This is a genomic window from Arcicella sp., assembly GCF_964672035.1.
The window spans coordinates 107,031-127,977 of sequence record NZ_CBABQS010000001.1 but is presented as its reverse complement, the minus strand read 5'-3'; the positions used below and the strand labels follow the sequence as shown (position 1 = coordinate 127,977).

Below are 20,947 nucleotides of genomic sequence, written 5' to 3'. Positions count from 1 at the left end.
TACTTAAAACTCATTAAATGAAAATACAGATGAAAAATAAAATATTAAAATATAGTTTAGTAGCGGGATTGTCTTTGGGATTAGCAACGGCTTGTACGGATAATTTCCTTACCCGTGACCCTCAAGGGCAATATAGTCCGACTGCTTTACAAACACCCTCGGGCGTAGAAGGAATTCTATTGGGTGCCTACGGAATGTTGGATGGGCAAGGCTTGGACGGTCAAGCTCCTTGGGAAAATGAAATTCAGAGTTGGGTTTTTGGTGGAATTCCATCCGATGATGCCTACAAAGGAACGGATGCAGGTGACCAACCAGAGGAATCATTTATTGAAAAATATGACTTCCAACCAACCAATGGACATATTAAGAACAAATGGAGAGGTTTATTCAAAGGCGTTGCTCGTGCAAATGATGCTTTAAACAGTTTGAAAGCGGCTCAAGGCGTAAATGCCGACCGTGCTAAACAAATTGAGGCTGAAGCCAAATTTTTACGTGGCGTTTTCCATTTTGAAGCCAGAAAAATGTGGAAAAATATTCCATTTATTGATGATAAAATCTTTGACTTGAATAATACCGAAAGTACTAAAGTGCCAAATGATAAGGAAACTTGGCCACTCATTGAAGCTGATTTTCAAGCAGCAATGGCAGTTTTACCCGATAAGCAAACCGACGTTGGCCGTCCAACGAAATGGGCAGCCATGGCATTTTTGGCGAAAGCGTATATGTTTCAAGGTTGGAATATTTCAACGGGAGTGGCCAATACCGCTAAGTTACAGGCAGCAAAAGCACTCTTAGAGCAAATCGTAAACAGTGGTAAATTTAGATTGACCCCGAAGTTTTACAGCAACTTTGACGTAGCAACTCGTAACAACGAAGAGTCAATTTTTGAGGTTCAATATGCCGTCTCAAGTGCCACAGGCGATGCCGCCGATGCAGGAATGGGATTGGCTCACCCTTACGCTTCACCGTGGGGATGTTGCGGATTTTATCAGGCTTCGCAAAATTTAGTAAACGCTTACAAAACCGATGCGAACGGACTTCCGTTATTGGATACTTTCAATGATGTAGATGTAAAAAATGACCAAGGTGTAAAATTAGAAGATACTTTTGAGCCTTCGACGGTTGCGTTAGACCCACGTCTTGACCATACCGTGGGAAGAAGAGGAATTTTGTATATTGATTTCAAAATCCATAACGTAGATTTTATCCGTGACCAAACGTATGCAGGTCCTTATTCTCCCAAAAAGCACATTGCCTCAAAAGCATTTACTGCCATTAATGGATGGGGAAATTTATCAGCAAATAACTATCGTATCATTCGCTATGGACACATTTTGTTGTGGTTAGCCGAGTGTGAAGTAGAGTTAGGTAATTTGGAAAAAGCCAGAACCTTAGTAAACCAAATCAGAACGAGAGCGGCAAATCCAGAAGGTTTTGTTCAGAAAGCAACCCAAGGGGCAACTCGTGATGATTATAAATTGGTTTTCGATTCAAAAGGTGCACCAGTGCCAGCAGCTAATTATGTCATCAAAAACTATACATCTGCTTGGACGGATGCAGCAACGGCTCGTAAGGCTGTCCGTTTTGAAACCCGCTTAGAATTTGCCATGGAAGGACACCGTTTCTTTGACTTACAACGTTGGGGAATTTCAGCAGACGTATTGAATAAATACACGGCAGTTGAAGGAAACAAAAGAACCTATTTGAAAGGTATTACTTTCACAAAAAGCAAAAATGAATTCTATCCAATTCCACAGGAAGCCATCGACCGTTCATCGGTAAATGGAACACCAACTTTGGTACAAGACCCTGCTTACAAATAAGCAGAAATTGATTATTTACTTTTTAAGGAGGATTTGGCTAATTGCTGAATCCTCCTTTTTTGCAAAATTTTAAGCGTACTACAAGGCATCAAAACGGCTAATACGCTAATACATTTTTAAGTAGTTTTATGTTAGTTTTTCGATACTCGATATTTGGCAAGCAAACATCGACTAAAGTTGACCTACTTAAGTTTAGAAGGTACCAGTTTAAAATGAACTGTTTGATTCCTAAAGTTAAGAGCAAGTTACAGTTCTATCAATTAGGATTTAATCCCTTCTTATCAAGTAAACCTCCAAAAACTAAACTGCATCACTATAAACAAACTGTTATTGTAAATCAATGCTTCTTTGCCGAACATCGAAATACTAATACCGAACTATAAATATTGCTCCTATTTTATCACAAAAAAAGAGATGACAAATGCCATCTCTTTTCTACTAAATAATGAATAAGAATCAATATCCTGGGTTTTGCTTCAAAATATCTTTTCCTTGAATATCAATTTGAGATTGTGGAATTGGTTGATACTCATTTTTGCCAGCCGTGAATTTTGCACCACCAAATTTAATTGATAATACTTTTCCATCAACTGCTAAATAAGCATTAAGAGCCTTCTCGGCAATTCCCCAACGAACTAAGTCAAAGAAACGGTGTCCTTCTCCTGATAATTCTAATTTTCTTTCAAATCTTACCGCTGTACGTGCCACATCTTTGTCTGACCAAGCCGTATCGTAAGTTCCGATTACATACTTGGCAGCAGGAGCATTACCCGCTTTATTCTTAACCCAAGAGTCTTGATTAGCAGCCCTTGTACGTACACGGTTCACGTATTCACGAGCTTTGTCTAAGCTACCAACCTCAATTTCACATTCAGCAGCCATCAATAATACATCGGCAAAACGAAGAATTGTATAATTCATTACAGAATATCCACGAGTCCATGAACTACCATCAGTCAAAGTGTTTTCTTGTGATTTGTAATAAACATATTTTTTAGGAGAATATGGCCCAGCATAAGGCTGACTACGTATCCAAGCTGCACCTGGGTGATCTCTCCAATCTAAATATTGGATACCACGACGACCTACTGAATGGTCTAAGCGAGGATCAAGATTACCAGCATCAGGCGTAAAAGCATCAGCAGATGCAACACCATAATCGTTTTTCACAGCGTTACTTGTATTATTGTAAGTACCATCCAATAAAGGTAAACCTTTATCATCAGTACGGAATGAGTTTACCAATTCAAAACTTGGCTGGAAAAATCCACAACAGTTTCCTGGGCCTTCTGAACCAGTATTGTATGGATAGTTCAAATCATCATATCCATTCGCATTATTCGTGCTTCCAGTATTCATTGAAGTCTGAGTAGCAAAAATAGATTCTTCGTGGTTATCATTCTCAGCATTATAAATCTGTGCATATTTCGGAACTAAGTTATATTTTTTACCATTAGTTGTTTTGCCGTTGGCAATTACCAAATCAAAAATAGCTTTTGCTTCAGCATATTTTTTCTGATACAAATATGTTTTTCCTAAATATGATGCACCAGCCCACTTATTAGCTCTACCAGCAGCATCAGATGTTTCAGGTAGGTTATCGTAAGCAAATTTAAAATCGGCCTCAATTTTACCCCAGAAATCTGGTGAATTAGGTATTTTCTCAATCCCAGTTCCGTAATCTTGAGTTTCGTCAATATATGGAGCACTGTTAAAGATTTTCTTTAATTCAAAGTAAAAGTGCCCTCTGATGAAACGAGCCTCACCAATAACTCTTTTTTTATCTGCATCTGATAAAACTGTTGATTTTGTCGCTAATCTGATTGTGCTGTTTGCACGACTAATACCTTCATATTTGGCAAGCCATGTACTTGCAATATCTCCATTATTTGCGTCAGATTCATAACGTTGGATTGGATTTATCGTAGTATAGTCACCAGGGTCGGTTCCTTTGTTGGCATCACCACCAAGAATACTACCAAATACCCAGTTATTAGGGCCTGCAAGACGTGAGAAGTTTTTCCCCAACATCATAGAATAAGCACCAAGAAGCGTTCCTTCTACCCCAGCCTTACTCGTTAATTGTGCCTCTCCCAAAGAACCTGTTGGTAAAACCTCCAAAAAGCTATCTTTACAAGAGAAAGTAATTGATGCTACTGCAAATGTAGTAATCAATGTTTTTCTTAAACTTATATTTTTGTTCATTTGATTTTTTTTATTTAATTTCCTTTAAGATAAACAATTAGTTATTTAAATATTACTATTTTAATAATAAAGGAATTACATTTTGTCCATTAAAATTGTTTTAAAAAGCTAAGTTTAAACCAAAGTTAAAACCTCTTGAAACAGGATAGTTACCCACATCAATCCCGAAGTTTGTATCCGCAGCACCACCAACACCCGGATCAAGTCCTGAGTAAGATGTGATTGTGAATATATTTGTGGCTGATCCCGTAATTCTTGCTCTTTTAATACCAAGTTTTGAGATTATCGCAGTTGGAATTTCATAGCCAATTGTTAAATTAGTCATTCTTAAATATGAACCATCTTCAACGTACCATGAGTTAGATGCACCGCTTGTACTTAAGTTTGAAGCACTTTCCCAAATTGGAGCTTTAGCATCATTTCCTAACGCTGGAGTCCAAGAACTTTTTGCAATAGCTCCTTTACCAGAGCCTTCAAATGTACCATAGAATCCTGTGTACCATTTAGAGAAGTTATAAATTTTATTTCCTAATGAAGTGTATAAGTAAGTTGATAAACTCCAACTCTTATATTTCAAATCTAAGTTGATACCACCTGTATATTTAGGTACGGGACTTCCGATGATTGTTCTATCATCTGGTGTAATCTTACCATCACCGTTTACATCAGCATATTTGAAGCGACCAATACCTGCACCTTCTTGAGCAGGTGAGTTTTTTACATCTTCTGCACTGGTGAAATAACCAACTTGCTGGTATCCAAAGAATGAGGAAATTGATTGTCCAATTGAGTTACTAACTGGATTCACACCTCTAAATGCAATATCTCTACCAAAAGATTCAACGTTAGGAGCTAAGTAAGTAATTTTGTTACTCAAGAATGAATTATTCCAAGTAAGGTCATAACGAACATCTGTACCAATTTTACCGTGTCCGATTAACTGAATATCAACTCCTTTATTTGTCATTGAAGCGATATTTACAGACGGTGCGGATGCTAAAGCTCCAACAACCCCAGCAAGTGGTACTTGGTATAATAAGTCTTTAGTGTCCTTACTCCAGAAATCAACAACTGCTTCTAATCTTCCGTTTAAGAATGTGGCATCAATACCAATGTTAGCAGTTGTACTTGTCTCCCATTTGGCATCAGGATTACCAATACGAGTTCTATAATATCCTTCGTCTGCACCGTTATTTGTTCCCGAGATTGGATAATATGAACTTCCTTTATCTGAACCATACAACGAATATTGATTACTTGGGTTTACATTGTTTGAATTACCCATTTGTCCCCAACCTCCACGAATTTTCAAATCGGTAATGAATGGTAATTCTTTCATAAAATCTTCACTACTTACACGCCAAGCGGCAGAGAATGCAGGGAATATACCGTATCTATTATTAGCACCAAATCTTGATGAACCATCACGGCGAACAACTCCACTAACATAGTACTTATCGTTGTAGCTATATTTAAGTTCTCCAAAAAGCGAGTAAAAGTTTACACCACTATATAAGTTCGAATTTACTTGTGGGTTGTTTACTTTACTTAAATTCACATAGTCCAAATCCATTGAGAAAGGGTTGATACCAGAACCTCCGATTTGTCTTCCAAAACCAGTGTTCAAGGCTTCAATACCTGTTTGTGCTGTAATACCGTGTTTACCAAACTTAGCTTTATAGGTTGCGGTATTGGAGAATGTCCAAGCAAAATTATATCCACTACCTTCACCGAATGAGTTGCTGGCTTCTGGCTCTGAATCACCCAAGTATCTGTAATTATAATCTTTGTAATAATATGTATTGAATTGCCCACCAATGCTCGAACGTAGAGTCAAATTAGCAATGGGGTCAACTTCTACATAAATATTACCGAAGGCGTTTCCATTAAAGTTATTATCGTTACCATTGTTCAATACTAAACTTCTAACGGGGTTTCGTGGATTGTTAAAACCAGCCGCTTTGGTTGAAGCATAACTGCCAAATTCATCATAAATTGGAATGATTGTTGGCATACGGTAAGCCGCTAAAATAGGAGACTCGTCCGCAGCAATACCTAAACCATTATTTCCTCCTGACTGTCCAGTTACTGAACGATAAGTAAATTGAAGATTTTCCCCAATTCTCACTCTTTTACCGAGGTCGAATTCAGAGTTTGCTCTAAATGAATATCTTTTGTAGTTATTATTAATCAAGATACCTGCTTGTTCTTGAGCAGATAACCCAAAGTAATAACGACCACCGTCAGTACCACCACTAAATCCAAGGCTATGGCGCATAATTGGGGCAGAACGAGTGATGGCACGATACCAGTCTGTTCCAGCCAAATTTGGCTTAATTAAAAAACTGTTGGCTGGATCTGCATCATAAGCAGCTTTTGCAGCCGCCAAATCAACGGAACCATACACACCACTTTGCCCGTTTGCGTATAAATACGCTGGAAGTGTGGCAGTTGCCCCGTTACCATATTGTGGGTGTTTCAAAGCATTGGTATATGCGTCTGTTCCTTTCACAATCCCATTTTGAGCAATGTTATTCAACTGAGCAATTTTTGTCCAATCTGCTTGCTCTTGTGGAGTCAAATTCTTAGGAGCTCCTGCTGCATTAGGATCTGTAACTCCGAATAGTCCGTCGTAAGTAACTTCCATTTTACGAGCTTTCTTCACACCTTTCTTTGTTACGTAAACAATTACACCATTGGCGGCACGAGCACCATAAATTGAGGCTGCAGCTGCATCTTTCAGAACAGTTGTTGATTCAATATCATTTGGTGATAGAAAATCGGTTGAACCAACTGGTACTCCGTCCACAACGTAGAGAGGTTCATTACCGCCAAATGCTCCAAATCCACGTACACGAATAATTGAACTTGTTCCTGGTTGTCCATTAGTAATTAAAGTAACCCCTGAAACTCGTCCTTGCAATTGTTGCTCAACGTTTCCTGAAGGATTTACCAATAAATCTTTAGCTTTCACCGTTGAAATAGCTGCCGTAGATTCTTTTTTGTTACTACTCGAATATCCAGTTACAATAACTTCATCAAGTGATGATACATCTTCGTTTAGAGTAACACTTACTGTACTTTGTGTTCCTACTTTTACCTCGGTACTTTTAAAACCAATTCCAGAGAAAGACAAAACGTCTTTTCCAGATTTTAAACTAATAGCAAACGTACCGTTTGCATCCGTTGATGTACCAGTTTGTGTTCCTTTTAAAAGAACTGATACACCAGGAATTCCCTGGCCATCGCCTCCCGTAACTTTTCCAGTTACTCGTCTGTCTTGTGCAAATGTTAGGAATGTACTCAGTAAGAATACACTTAACAAAAGCATTCTCTTTAGGGGAGAGTAAAGTTTTGTGTTCATAATAAGAAATTGGGTTTTTGATTGAAAAAATTAAACAATTGGTTGAATTTGATTATAAAGTTACCCCTAATCTCCTTTTATGGCAACATTTTTTATTAAAATTTTTATATTAATTTTTTTAATCATGTTCTATCATGAAACATTAACCTATTTTTTTTAACATATACGTGTGATAGTCAATGCTATACAGTGCTAATTGATAATAAAATCATATTCCGCTTTAAATTTATTTTAGCACATTTATTTGAATAAATCTTATCTTTAATTGTTATCTTTAAAAATTTGGGAATAAAATACCTTTTCAAGAATGTAGTTAAAAAATTATGGCAGAGTTTGATTATAAATCAGCATTAGCAAAAGTTCCCGAACAACCTGGCGTTTATCGGTATTTTGATGAGGAAGGAACAATTATTTACGTTGGAAAAGCAAAAAATTTAAAAAATAGGGTAAGCAGTTATTTTGCTAAATCTAATCAGCACGACCGCAAAACAAAAAGGTTAGTAAGCCAAATTCGTAATTTAGAATTTACCATTGTTCATACCGAATTTGATGCCTTATTGTTGGAAAATACGCTCATTAAAAAGCATCAACCCAAATTCAATATTCTCTTGCGGGATGATAAAATGTACCCGTTTATTTGTATAACCAATGAGGCTTTTCCAAAAATCATTACCATCCGTAGGGTTGATAAAAAATTGGGGACTTTCTTTGGCCCTTTTGCCAATCAAAAGGCATTATATTCCATTCTGGATATGTTCAAACAGATATACAAATTCAGAACTTGTAATTTGAATTTATCTGAAAAAAATATCAAAGAACGAAAGTTTAAAGTATGCTTGGAATATCACATCGGGAACTGCAAAGGCCCTTGCGAGGGGCTCCAACCTGAATGTGACTATTTGGAAGAAATTGAAATGGCGAAAAACACGCTGAAAGGCAACATGGGGATTTCTCGCCAGTATTTTGAAGAAAAAATGCTGAAAGCCGCCGCTAAACTCAATTTTGAAGAAGCCCAAGAATTCAAGGAAAAGTTAGCGTATTTGGTAAATTTTCAAAGTAAATCAACCGTTGTTAATCCAAACATTAAGGACGTTGATGTTTTCTCGATTGTGTCGGACGAAGAATCTTTCTATTTCAACTTTATGAAGATTTTAAATGGTTTTATCACGCAATCACAATCATTGGAAGTAAAAAAGAAATTGGACGAAACTGAAGATGATGTACTAACCATGATGGTTTGGGAGATGCGGGATAAATACGAAAGCGAAGCCAAAGAAGTCATTACCAACATCCCCTTATCAATCGAATTAAAAGGGGTTGAAAATGTACTTCCTCAGATTGGCGACAAACGAAAACTCTTGGATATGTCCTTGAAAAACGTATTGTATTTCCGTAAAGAAAAAGCCGACCGAAAAGCATCCGAAGAAAGTGCAGGAGATTCAAAAATGCGAATTCTTTTGACGCTAAAGAATGATTTACGGATAAAAACGATTCCAAGACACATCGAATGCTTTGATAATTCTAATATTCAAGGCACAAATCCTGTGTCGGCAATGGTTTGTTTCAAGAACGGAATGCCCTCCAAAAAGGATTACAGGCATTTTACGCCCAAAACGGTGGTGGGTCCTGACGATTTTGCAACCATGAACGAAGTTATCACCCGTAGGTACAAACGTCTTTTGGAAGAAGAAGCCGACCTACCCGATTTAATCATCGTAGACGGTGGCAAAGGACAATTGAGTGCCGCTTGCGATGCCTTGAAAAGTTTGGGTCTATACGGAAAACTGCCCATCATTGGCATTGCCAAACGCTTGGAAGAAATTTACTTTCCCGAAGATAGTGTTCCCTTATACATCGATAAAAAGTCAGAATCGTTAAAACTAATTCAAAGATTACGGGATGAAGCTCACCGTTTTGGCATCACTAAACATCGTGATAAACGTTCTAAAAATTTCATCATTAGCCAATTAGAAAGCATCGAAGGTATTGGAAAAACAACGGCGGAGAAACTCTTAAAACATTTCGGAACGGTTAGTAACATTTATAAAGCTACGCCCGAAGAATTAGAAAACCTCATGGGTAAGGCAAGGGCGACAAAAATCAGGGAACAACTAACAATTGTGGGAGGACAGTAATTTTTGGAGGTTTGGTGGATATTTTGGAGTATAATATTTTGAGTTATAGCTTTACATTTTGTAAAACATTCTTATTGTACAAAATATTATTATAAATATTTCGATATTTAATAGTAAATTTCCTGTCTGAATTTAACCATGAAAATAGGATAACAAACATTGTTTTGTTGCTAATAATAATTTGATTATGAATCTATCTGAACAACGTCCTGAGAATCAAATTGATAACATTATTTGGGAGAGATTTCTCAAAGGCAATAAAATGGCTTTTGAGGAATTGATGAAAACTCATTTTACCGCCTTATTCCATTACGGCACAAAGTTTTCGAAGGATAAAGAATTCATTAAAGATTGTATCCAAGATTTATTTCTGCAATTGTGGGAAAGCCGTCAAAACTTGTCTGATAATGTTATGGTCAAGCCTTACTTGATGGCATCTCTCAGAAGACGCATTCATCGGGCAACGCTTCCTATTCATTTTTCGGAGGTCTTGCTGGAGTCCAAAGATGTTTTTGATATTGAGTTTTCTATCGAAGAAAAATTCATTCAAAATGAGTCAACGGTGATGCTTACTCAAAAAATAAAGCAAGCCCTCGAAATGCTACCCAAAAGACAGAAAGAGGTTATTTACCTAAAATTTTTCCAAGAATTAGAGCGAGAACAAATCGCTAAAATCATGGATATTGCCCCTCAAACAGTTTCCAATCTTCTTCAAATGGCCGTTAAACAACTCAAAAAGCGTTGGGTAACTGAACTTATTTCCTCCTTATCTTTTTTGCTAACCTTCTAAGTAATTATTTTCATTTAAACGGTTTTACATTTTACTTTAAATTAAGTGATTGATTATCAACTAATTAGATTTTCAATAACTAACCCCTAAATCCCATACCCTATTAATATTTAACAATTAGTAGATTTTATTTAATTTTTTTTAGAAATATTTTAATTTTTTATGGTATCCAGCAACCATAAGTGTCTATCGCAGTATAGACGAGTATAAGCATAAGCATGAAAAAATACGATGAATTTGATATTGAAGATTTTGTTTGGGATTCAGGTTTCCGTCAATGGGTTTTAGCTCCCAATAGAGAAATCAACGCTTTTTGGCAGCAATGGATTGAACAAAATTCGGATAAATTGGTGATTATTGAGCAAGCCAAAACGATTGTCAATACCCTAAAAATTAATAGTCCAACTATTAGCGAGGAAGAAATTGATGAGCGAATCAACCAAACAATTTCAAAAATTAATGACACTGAAGAATGCGAGCCTGAACAAGTAAGTATTTTTTATTATCAACAGAAACAGTGGCTCAGGATTGCTGCATCTATCTTTTTGTTGATGGGAATATTTTTTTGGTACACGCAGTTTTCGCCAGAAAAGGGCGTGTATGAAAAATCAGTGGCTGAGAACCCTAATGAATTGGTTGAAGTAAGAAATGAAAACGAAAAGACCTTACCAATTCAACTAATTGATGGTAGCTTGGTTCTGCTTAAAAAAGGAAGTAGAATCAGTTATTCCAAAAAATTTCTGGGGTTTACTCGTGAAATATTTTTATCGGGAGAGGCCTTTTTTGAAGTAACCAAAAATCCTGAAAAACCATTTCTTGTTTATGCGAATGGTCTGGTTACGAAGGTTTTGGGAACGAGTTTTAACATCAAGGCTTACGACAAAGATAAGGAAGTGACGGTGGAAGTAAAATCTGGAAAAGTTTCGGTATTTGCCCAATCTGATGCCAACAGTAAAGAAAAAGCAACAAATCGAGAATTGGGTGGCGTTGTATTAACCCCTAATCAAAAAATAGTTTATACGAGAGAAGAAGTTAGAATGGCTAAATCATTGGTTGAAATGCCCATTATAATTGAACAGGAAAAGTTAAAAACAATCTTTGAATTTGAAGATACTCCCGTGAGTGAAATTTTACGCACCCTTGAAAAAGCGTACAGTGTTGACATCGTTTTTGACGAAGAATTATTATCTAATTGCCCTTTAACTGCATCACTAACAGATTTACAATTATTTGACAAATTGAACATCATTTGCAAAGGCGTTGAAGCGCATTACGAAATTTTGGATGGTCAAATTGTGATTTATAGTGAAGGATGTAGATAAGGAGCAGTTAGCAAACTGCTCAGCGATAGTCAATATTTACCGTTAGCAATGCCATAAGTATTCCAATAAAATCAATATTTCTTTAAACTTTAATTATTACATGAAAAAATAAAAACAGGCTACAAAAAAAATCGGCAATGTTTCAGCATTACCGATTTTAAAATTCCCTTAATTGGCTCCAACCAATTAGCAATTACAAGGTAATATGCGGGAATCGTTTTGCTCATTATTCTCCTAAACAAAACTCTTTCAAATGTATGAAAAAAACATTACAAATCCATAAGTTACTACTTACGGCTATGAAAATCTCCCTCTCGCAAGTCTTTCTTGCTATTTGGCTTATGAGCTCTGCTTTTGCAAGCGATACTAATGCTCAAAATGCTCTTAATCAGCGAATTACGGTTCAAGGACAAGACTTAGGCATAAGAAATATCTTATCGCAAATTGAAAAACAAACGGATATTAAGTTTGTTTTTAGTTCAAAACTGATTCAATCAAATCGCAAAGTAACGGTTGATTTCCAGAATATTCAATTATCAAAAATTCTTGATAATCTCCTCAAACCCTTACAATTAACGTATGAGGTGTCAGGAAAATCAGTAATTATTAATCGAGCAATGGAAACCCTACCTGCAAATGCAACCATTATGCAGAAAATCAGCGAAACAACCAACCTTGACCCAATTAGTGTTACGGGTAAAATAAGTGATGATGATGGTGTTGGAATTCCTGGCGTAACGGTATTGGAAAAAGATACTAAAAATGGCACTGTAACTAATGTTGAAGGTCGTTTTACGATTAAAGTGACCAGTTCAAACTCTATCTTGGTTTTCTCTTCCGTTGGTTTTTCAAATCAGGAGGTAAAAGTTGGGACGATTACCAATTTCAATATTGCCATGAAAACCAACATTTCAAGTCTTGACGAGGTAGTTGTGGTAGGTTATGGTGTTCAGAAAAAAGCGACTGTTTCGGGTTCTGTTGTTTCAGTGAAAGGAAGTGATTTAATCAAATCTCCGACGGTAAACCTCAGTAACTCACTTGCTGGCCGTATGGCGGGTGTGGTAGCGGTTAATAGGAGTGGCGAGCCAGGAGCTGATGGTTCAGCTATTCGTATTCGTGGCTCCAATACCCTCAACAATGGTGACGCACTCATTGTGGTTGATGGTATTCCAAATCGTGCAGGGGGACTCGACCGTATTAATCCGAATGACATTGAAAGTGTATCGGTTCTGAAAGATGCTTCGGCCGCCATTTACGGCTCACGTGCAGCAAACGGTGTAATTCTGATTACAACCAAGCGTGGAAAAACGGGAAAACCCGTATTTTCGTATTCGGCAAATCAAGGGTTTTCACAACCAACTGTAATTCCTAAATTGACTAATGCATCCCAGTATGTAAGTATGCTCAATGACCTTGATATTTATGGTTTACCCGTAAATGAATGGGCTGGAGCTAATACCGCATACAAAGCAACAGGGTCATACACTCGTCCTGATGGTTCAATAAGAAAAGCACCTTATTCGCCGAAAGATATTCAACAATATGAAGATGGCTCTGACCCTTGGTTACATCCAAACACAGATTGGTATGCTTCTACGTTGAAAACATGGTCTCCTCAAACACAGCATAACTTGCAAATTTCAGGCGGTACCGAATCTGTTAAATATTTGGCATCCTTAGGCTATCAAAATCAAGATGGATTTTATAAAAAATCTGCTACGGCTTATCAACAATATGATATTCGTCTGAATTTAGATGCAAAAATCAATAAATACATTGACGTGAATGTGGGCTTATTATTTCGTGAAGAAGCACGTAATTACCCTACTCGTTCAGCCGGAGCAATTTTTAGAATGCAAATGAGAGGAAAACCACAGCAACAAGCCTATTGGCCGAATGGTCTGCCTGGTCCAGATATCGAAAATGGTGAAAACCCAGTCGTAATCACTACTGATTTGTCGGGTTATGACCGTCAAAAGCAAGATTATATTCAAACAAATGGCTCATTAAATATAAAAATTCCGGGAGTTGAAGGCTTGAAATTTACAGGAACAGCAGCCATTGATAAAAGATTAGGAACAAGAAAACTTTGGCAAATTCCGTGGACTTTATACCAACAAGGTGCGGGTTTTGAGGCTAATGGTACAACGCCTAATTTAGTTGCCAGTAAGCGAGGACCCGCTGAACCTAATTTATTGCAAAACTATGATGACCAACTCAATGTACTGCTTGGTGGTGTACTGTCTTATGAACGTAAATTTGGCAATAATCATAATGTGACCGTTTTGGCAGGAACAAATAGAGAAACTATTGATGGAAATAACTTTAACGCTTACAGACGCTACTTTGTCTCACCAGCACTCGACCAAATGTTTGCGGGCGGTGATTTAGAAAGAACCAATGGTGGTGGTGGTTTTGAAACTGCTCGTATCAATTATTTCGGTCGTGTGGCTTATAATTACAAAGAAAAATATCTTGCTGAGTTTTTGTGGAGATATGATGGTTCAGATAGATTCCCGAAATCAACTCGATATGGATTCTTTCCCGGTGTAATGGCAGGATGGGTAATGTCAGAAGAGAATTTCATGAAAAATATTCCCGCTATTAGCTTTTTGAAACTGAGAGGTTCATGGGGACAATTGGGTAATGACCAAGTGAATCTTCCTAACTCAACTACAGCCGCTACTTATCAATACCTTTCAACGTATGGCTTTCGCAGTTATATTTTGGGTGATGCCGAGCAGAAAACTTTGTATGAAACTCGTTTACCAAATGAAAGTATCACTTGGGAAGTTGCTTCAAACTCAAATATTGGTTTAGAAGGACAGTTATTCAAAGGAAAATTAAGTTTTGAATTTGACTATTTTTCTAATAATCGTTCAAAAATTCTTTGGTTCAAAAATGCTTCTGTTCCTCAATCAACAGGAATTTCACTTCCCGCACAGAACATTGGTGAAGTATCAAATAAAGGGTTTGATTTTACTTTGGGCTACCGCAGTCAAATCGGTGATTTTAAATATAATGTAAGTGTGAATGGGGGTTATGCTAAGAATAAAATTGAGTTTTGGGATGAAGCTCCAGGAACACCCGAATGGCAAAGAAGTACAGGCCGTCCAATGAATACATACGTAGCTTACATTTATGATGGCGTGTTTAAAGACCAAGCTGCCATTGATGGCAACGTTCTTGATTATTCGGCAGTCGTAAAACAATTACGACCAGGCGATATGAAATATAAAGATTATAACGGCGATGGAAAAATTACCCCTGATGATCAAGTAAGGAATGATTTTACGCAACTTCCATTGTTTCAAGGAGGAATTAATCTTGGAGGTCAATACAAAAACTTTGATTTAACAGTCTTGATTCAAGGAGCAGCGGGAGCAATGCAATATGTCAGTGCGGGCGAAATGGGCAATATCGGTAATTATTTGCTTGATATCTACCAAAACCGTTGGACAGTTGATAATCCAAGCGATGTGCATCCACGTATTGCAAACCGTTCTGATCAATATTATTCTGGGGGTAATACTTATTGGCTAAGAAGCTCGGACTATATACGATTGAAAAACTTTGAGTTAGGTTATAGTTTACCAGAAGCAATTGGCAAAAAAGTAGGTTTCAGTAGCATGAGAATTTACGCAAGCGGTATTAACTTATTTACTATTGATAAATTGAAAGTATTTGATCCAGAAAGTTCAAGTAGTACTGGACAATATTATCCTCAATCAAGAGTAATTAATTTAGGTTTAAATGTTAAATTTTGAAAAATACTAAAATGAAACGATATAAAAAAATAACCTTATCACTTATTGTGGCTTCGTTTTTTACGGTAAGCTGTAATGATAACTTTGTAGATACCAAACCGCTTGACCAATTATCTGAAAATGTGGTTTGGAGCGATGCTTCTTTAGCCGAGGCTTTTGTGAGCGAATTGTATGGAGGTTTAGGAGTTGGGGGTTTTAACGAGCAAATGTTGGCATCATTAACTGATGAAACCATTTTTACGCACCCTGGAAGAGACATAACAACTGTTACAGAAGGTAGAAGTAACCCTGCCGCCCCAGGTTGGATTAACGGTACTATTGGATGGGCGAATATGTATTCAAGAATCAGAGCGTGTAATCTTGCTTTGCAAAATTTAGCAAAACCACAATTTCCAAATACCAATAACATCGTTGAGCGTTTGATTGGAGAATCTAAATTTATGCGAGCCTATTACTACCATCAATTAGTGCGTTACTATGGTGGTGTGCCTATTGTTGATAAAGCATTTGCTTTATCAGATAGTGATTTCTTATCCGCTCGTAATAGTTATGAAGAATGTCTTAATTTTATCGTGAAAGACCTCGATGAAGCGGCTGTTCTACTTGACGGTAAATCTTTACAAAAAGGTAGGGCGACAAAAGCCTCTGCATTAGCCCTAAAATCCCGTGTTCTGATTTATGCTGCGAGCGATTTGTATGATGTGCCTACCGCAAAGGTTAAATCTAAGGCAATGGCTTTAGCAACAAAACCTGAACTTTTAGGACTTGTAAGTGGTAGCCGTACTGACCGTTGGCAAAAAGCAAAAGCTGCTGCAAAAGCAGTTTTGGATGTTCCAGGATTTGGTTTTCAATTAGGACTTTCTGCTCCTGTTTCGGCTGACCAAGCAGCGACAAACTACGTAAATCAGTCGTTGGGAAAAAATGGTGGACAAAACGAAATTATTTTTGGAAGATATTTTATCCAAAGTAAAAATGAAGATGGTGGACGTGTCGGACTTTTCAACGGACCAAATGGCTACAATAACTGGGCAGGAAATACGCCAATCCAAGAGTTGATTGATGATTATGAAATGATGGATGGTTCGAGGTTCGATTGGAACAAACCAGAACACGCAAGCAAACCTTACGATAACCGTGACCCACGGCTAAGATCAACTATTTTATATGAAGGTTCGCCTTGGAAACCACGCTCTGCAAGTGCTGCTCCGCTTGACCCAGCCAATCAAATCCAAACGGGAGAATATGAAATAATATCGGGAGGAGTTAAAAAAATTCAATTCGGTTTAGATACTCGTAAAAGTAGCATTGAAGACTGGAATGGTAGTTATACGGGTTATTATATGCGTAAATTTACAGACCCAAATCCAGCCTTGGTTGATCAAAACTCTTGGCAACAAATTCCTTGGCCGTTTTTACGTTACACCGAAGCAATATTCAATTATGTAGAAGCCTGTATAGAATTAGGAGAAGATGCCGAAGCGAAAAAATGGTTAAATCAAATCCGTTTTCGTTCAGGTATGCCGGCTGCTACTGAAACTGGTGATGCTCTTCGTCAGCGTTACCGTAATGAACGTCGAGTTGAAATGGTATTTGAAGAACAACGTTACCACGATGCACGCCGTTGGATGATTGCCCCAACCACTCTTGGACGTAAAGCGAGTATCATCAATGTAAAGGGGACATTAAAAGCTGGCAAAAGTGTAACAATTTATAAATACGACCCAACCAACTACGATTATAATTATACGGTGGGTAAAATTGACCCCGGAAAAGAAAATCGTAACTGGGATGATAAAATATATTTCTTGCCGATTAGTCGTGACGAAATAAATCGTAATAATAAATTGATTCAGAATCCTGGGTATTAATTCTTTTCCCAAATAATACAAGCGGAAATAGAATTTTAATGATATAATACATGATTTGGAGTAACTTCTCGAAAGTGTTAAACTTTCGGGAAGTTTAACAAAATTCTTAATTTTCTGTAATCTTTGCAAAACAAAAAATCTATTTCCTTATCTTAGGGAATAGATTTTTTTTAACCATTTCATTCATGTTCCGTATTTCTTCAAACTGTTCTCTTTGCTTTATACTGTTTGTTTTTCTTGGCTTAACGGCTTGTAAAAACAAACCGAATCAGGAACAATCTTCCACAAATGAGCCTACCCTTTTTACGCTCCTCACCCCCGAAGAAACGGGCGTTGGTTTTCAAAATATCCTCAACGAAGGCTTGAATACAAATATTTTAATGTACGAATATTTCTACAACGGCGGCGGTGTAGCTTCGGGAGATTTTAACGGAGATGGCAATATTGATTTATATTTTACTTCTAATATGAGTGAAAATAAATTTTACTTAAATCAGGGCTCATGGAAATTCGAGGACATTACCGAAATATCAGGAGCAAGTGGAAGGTCTGGACCATGGAAAACGGGCGTGAATACGGTAGACATAAATGCGGATGGAAAGTTGGATATTTATCTCTGTTATTCGGGTGCGATGCCCGCAGAAAAACGAGCAAATCAATTATTTATCAATCAAGGAAATGATGCGAAGGGAATTCCCACTTTCATCGAAAAAGCGGAAGAATACGGATTAGCGAGTCAGGGATTTAGTAATCAATCTTACTTTTTGGATTATGACAAAGACGGTGATTTAGATATGCTTTTATTAAATCATAATCCCAAAAACTTACCCATTCTCAACGAAGCCAGTACGGCAGAATTCCTAAAAACCGATGACCCCGAAAAAGGCTTACGATTGTTCAAACAAACCAATGGACATTTTGACGATGTAACCACAAAATCGGGTATCAATGGTTCGGCTTTGAGTTACGGTTTGGGCTTGGGAATGGCAGATTTTAACGACGATGGTTGGATAGACTTCTATTTATCAAATGATTATGCCGTGCCTGATTATCTCTATCTGAATAACAAAAATGGCACTTTCAGTAATACCGTTCAACAAAGTTTGGGTCATACAAGCCAGTTTTCGATGGGCAATGATGTCTCCGATATGAACAACGATGGACAAGATGATATTTTCACGCTTGACATGATTCCTGAAGGCAATCACCGTCAGAAATTGTTATTGGCACCCGATAATTTTGCCAAATTTGACCTCAATGTTAAGAGTGGTTTTTATTACCAGTACATGAGAAATATGCTTCATGTCAATAATGGAAATGGTGATTTCTCAGAAATTGGGCAAGTGCAAGGAATTTCAAATACTGATTGGAGTTGGGCGGCTCTTTTTGCCGATTTTGACAATGACGGTTGGAAAGATTTGTTCGTCAGTAATGGTTATTATCACGATTATACCAACATGGATTTCATCAAATACATGGATAATTATGTGCAACAAAAAGGTCGATTAGTCCGTGAAGATGTGTTGGATATTATTACAAAAATGCCTGCTTCCAATGTGGTAAATTATGTATTCAAAAATCAAAATGGATGTTCTTTTTCGAATGAAACAACTTCTTGGGGTATGAATAGACCTTCCAACAGCAATGGTTCGGCTTATGCAGATTTGGACAATGACGGCGACTTGGACATGATTGTCAATAACATTAATCAACCCGCTTTTATTTACAGAAATGAATCCGAAAAACTAAAAAAGAATAATTATTTACAAATAAAATTGAAGGGTAAAAACGGCAATACGCAAGGCATTGGCAGTAAGGTAAGTATTTATGCCAAACTCAACATCCAAACTCAAAATCAAACAATTACCAGAGGATATTTATCTGCCATTTCGCCCGTACTACATTTTGGCTTAGGAAAAGAGCCTAAAATTGATTCCTTAAAAATCGTTTGGTCGAGCGGAAAACAGCAAACTCTCAAAAATTTAACGGTTAATCAAATACTTACGTTAGCTGAAATTAATGCCAACGAAAATCCTTCAAAAAAACTTACTGACAAAACATTTTTTACCGAAATCTACTCTCCTATTCCTTACCAAAATCCCGATATTTCTATCAATGATTTTGACAGACAATTACTACTTATTAGCGAACCGTCCTACACCGGACCTTGTATGGCAAAAGGCGATTTGAACAAAGATGGTTTAGACGACATTTTTGTGGGTGGAGCCGCTGGACAAAGTGCCTCTTTATATATTCAACAAAAAGGTGGGCGTTTTGCCTTACAGAAAATTCCTGCCTTTGAAACTGATAAGGCAAATCACGATGCGAGTGCCGTTATTTTTGATGTTAATAATGATGGATTTCAAGATATTTATGTGGCAAGTGGAGGGTATCATTCTTTAACGGAAAACGATGCTCTTTTGCAAGACCGATTATATTTGAATGATGGCAAAAGCAACTACACAAAAAGCCTAAATACCTTGGCTCCAATGCTTTCGAGTAAATCGTGCTTAGCGGTCAATGATGTAAACGGAGATGGATTTATGGATATTTTTGTGGGTTCAAGAATGATTCCAGGCAAATATCCAGTAACGCCAGTCAGTTATTTCTTATTGAATGATGGAAAAGGACATTTCACTAATCAAACACAAAAATTGGCTCCTGAATTGGAAAAAATTGGTATGGTAACCGATGCCGTTTGGATAGATTTGAATCAGGATAATCAAAAGGAATTAGTCGTAGTGGGTGAATGGATGCCCGTCAGTATTTTTGCGTTTGAACAAGGCAAAATGGTCAATAAAACCGATACATATTTCGAAAAAAATTATAATGGTTTTTGGAATAAAATTGCCATTGGAGATTTTAATAAAGACCATAAACCCGATTTAATAATTGGCAATTGGGGGGATAATTCTCAGATAAAAGCTAATAAGAATGCCCCTGCGGAAACGTATTATAAAGACTTTGATAAAAATGGTTCAATTGAATCCATTTTGTGCTGTCATATTCAGGGAAAGAGTTACCCCTACGTTACCAGAGATGAATTACTCAATCAGATTGGTGGTTATCGTTCGCAATATCCCACGTATGAAAGTTATGCCGATGCCACTTTAGAAACCATTTTTACCCCCGAAGATTTGAAAGATGCGGGGCATTTAAGGGCAAATCATTTACAAACTACGTTATTTTTGAGTACCAAAACCTCCAAATTCAAAGCAAGTCCGTTGCCTGCACAAGCTCAATATGCACCCGTGCATACGATAACAGTTTTAGATTTTGATAAAGATGGCAATGATGATGTTTTACTTTGTGGCAATAATTTGCATACCAAAATCAGATTAGGTAGAATGGATGCCAATTACGGCTTTTTGATGAAAGGAAATGGAAAAGGAAATTTTCAATATTTGAACCAATCTCTTTCAGGTTTTAAACTAAAAGGCGATGTGCGAAGTGCGATGCAGGTAAATGATTTGTTACTTTTTGGAATTAATGAAAAGAAAATGTTGAGTTATCAGTTGAAAAAATAAGGTAGGGTACGCCTTCAGACGAAATGGGCTTATACCATAAGCTTCTACAAAACCAACACTTATACAGTTGGCAAAAGCAAATTTTAACTTAACAAAATTAGTCAAATAACAGAAAGCTTGGACAATTCAATTGTTGCTTATATATG

At 37.0% G+C, this 20,947-nt stretch carries 9 protein-coding genes; 7 read left to right on the top strand and 2 right to left on the bottom strand.

Annotation, left to right across the window (positions count from 1 at the left end; translation table 11 throughout):
- Positions 1 to 29: 29 nt before the first annotated feature.
- On the top strand, positions 30 to 1,823 hold the full coding sequence (locus AC1W31_RS00510) for a RagB/SusD family nutrient uptake outer membrane protein (protein ID WP_481732429.1): 1,794 nt from the start codon (positions 30 to 32) through the stop codon (positions 1,821 to 1,823).
- Positions 1,824 to 2,279: 456 nt separating this feature from the next.
- Here AC1W31_RS00510 and AC1W31_RS00505 read toward each other — a convergent pair whose 3' ends face one another.
- The gene (locus AC1W31_RS00505) at positions 2,280 to 4,028 is read right to left on the bottom strand and encodes a RagB/SusD family nutrient uptake outer membrane protein (RefSeq protein WP_481732428.1); all 1,749 of its coding nucleotides are present in this window, start codon (positions 4,026 to 4,028) and stop codon (positions 2,280 to 2,282) included.
- Between the two features lie 100 nt (positions 4,029 to 4,128).
- A complete protein-coding gene (locus AC1W31_RS00500) occupies positions 4,129 to 7,392 on the bottom strand; it encodes a SusC/RagA family TonB-linked outer membrane protein (protein WP_481732427.1) in 3,264 nt (1,087 codons plus the stop codon).
- A gap of 323 nt (positions 7,393 to 7,715) precedes the next feature.
- On the opposite strand from AC1W31_RS00500, the gene uvrC reads away from it, so the two are divergent.
- The 6 genes from uvrC to AC1W31_RS00470 all read left to right on the top strand — a co-directional run bounded on the left by uvrC (position 7,716) and on the right by AC1W31_RS00470 (position 20,801).
- Positions 7,716 to 9,527 (top strand): excinuclease ABC subunit UvrC, encoded by a 1,812-nt coding sequence (gene uvrC, locus AC1W31_RS00495; protein ID WP_481732426.1) that lies wholly within the window; start codon positions 7,716 to 7,718, stop codon positions 9,525 to 9,527.
- Between the two features lie 187 nt (positions 9,528 to 9,714).
- Positions 9,715 to 10,317, top strand: a complete 603-nt coding sequence (locus tag AC1W31_RS00490; RefSeq protein WP_481732425.1) for an RNA polymerase sigma factor — start codon at positions 9,715 to 9,717, stop codon at positions 10,315 to 10,317.
- A gap of 218 nt (positions 10,318 to 10,535) precedes the next feature.
- Positions 10,536 to 11,639, top strand: coding sequence for a FecR family protein (locus AC1W31_RS00485; RefSeq protein WP_481732424.1), 1,104 nt, complete (start codon positions 10,536 to 10,538; stop codon positions 11,637 to 11,639).
- A 257-nt stretch (positions 11,640 to 11,896) separates the two neighbouring features.
- The gene (locus AC1W31_RS00480; protein WP_481732423.1) at positions 11,897 to 15,406 is read left to right on the top strand and encodes a TonB-dependent receptor; all 3,510 of its coding nucleotides are present in this window, start codon (positions 11,897 to 11,899) and stop codon (positions 15,404 to 15,406) included.
- An 11-nt stretch (positions 15,407 to 15,417) separates the two neighbouring features.
- Positions 15,418 to 17,274, top strand: coding sequence for a RagB/SusD family nutrient uptake outer membrane protein (locus tag AC1W31_RS00475; protein ID WP_481732422.1), 1,857 nt, complete (start codon positions 15,418 to 15,420; stop codon positions 17,272 to 17,274).
- A gap of 185 nt (positions 17,275 to 17,459) precedes the next feature.
- Positions 17,460 to 20,801 carry a VCBS repeat-containing protein gene (locus AC1W31_RS00470; protein WP_481732421.1) on the top strand — a complete coding sequence of 1,114 codons (3,342 nt, stop codon included), beginning with the start codon at positions 17,460 to 17,462 and terminating at the stop codon, positions 20,799 to 20,801.
- The last annotated feature ends 146 nt before the right edge of the window (positions 20,802 to 20,947 follow it).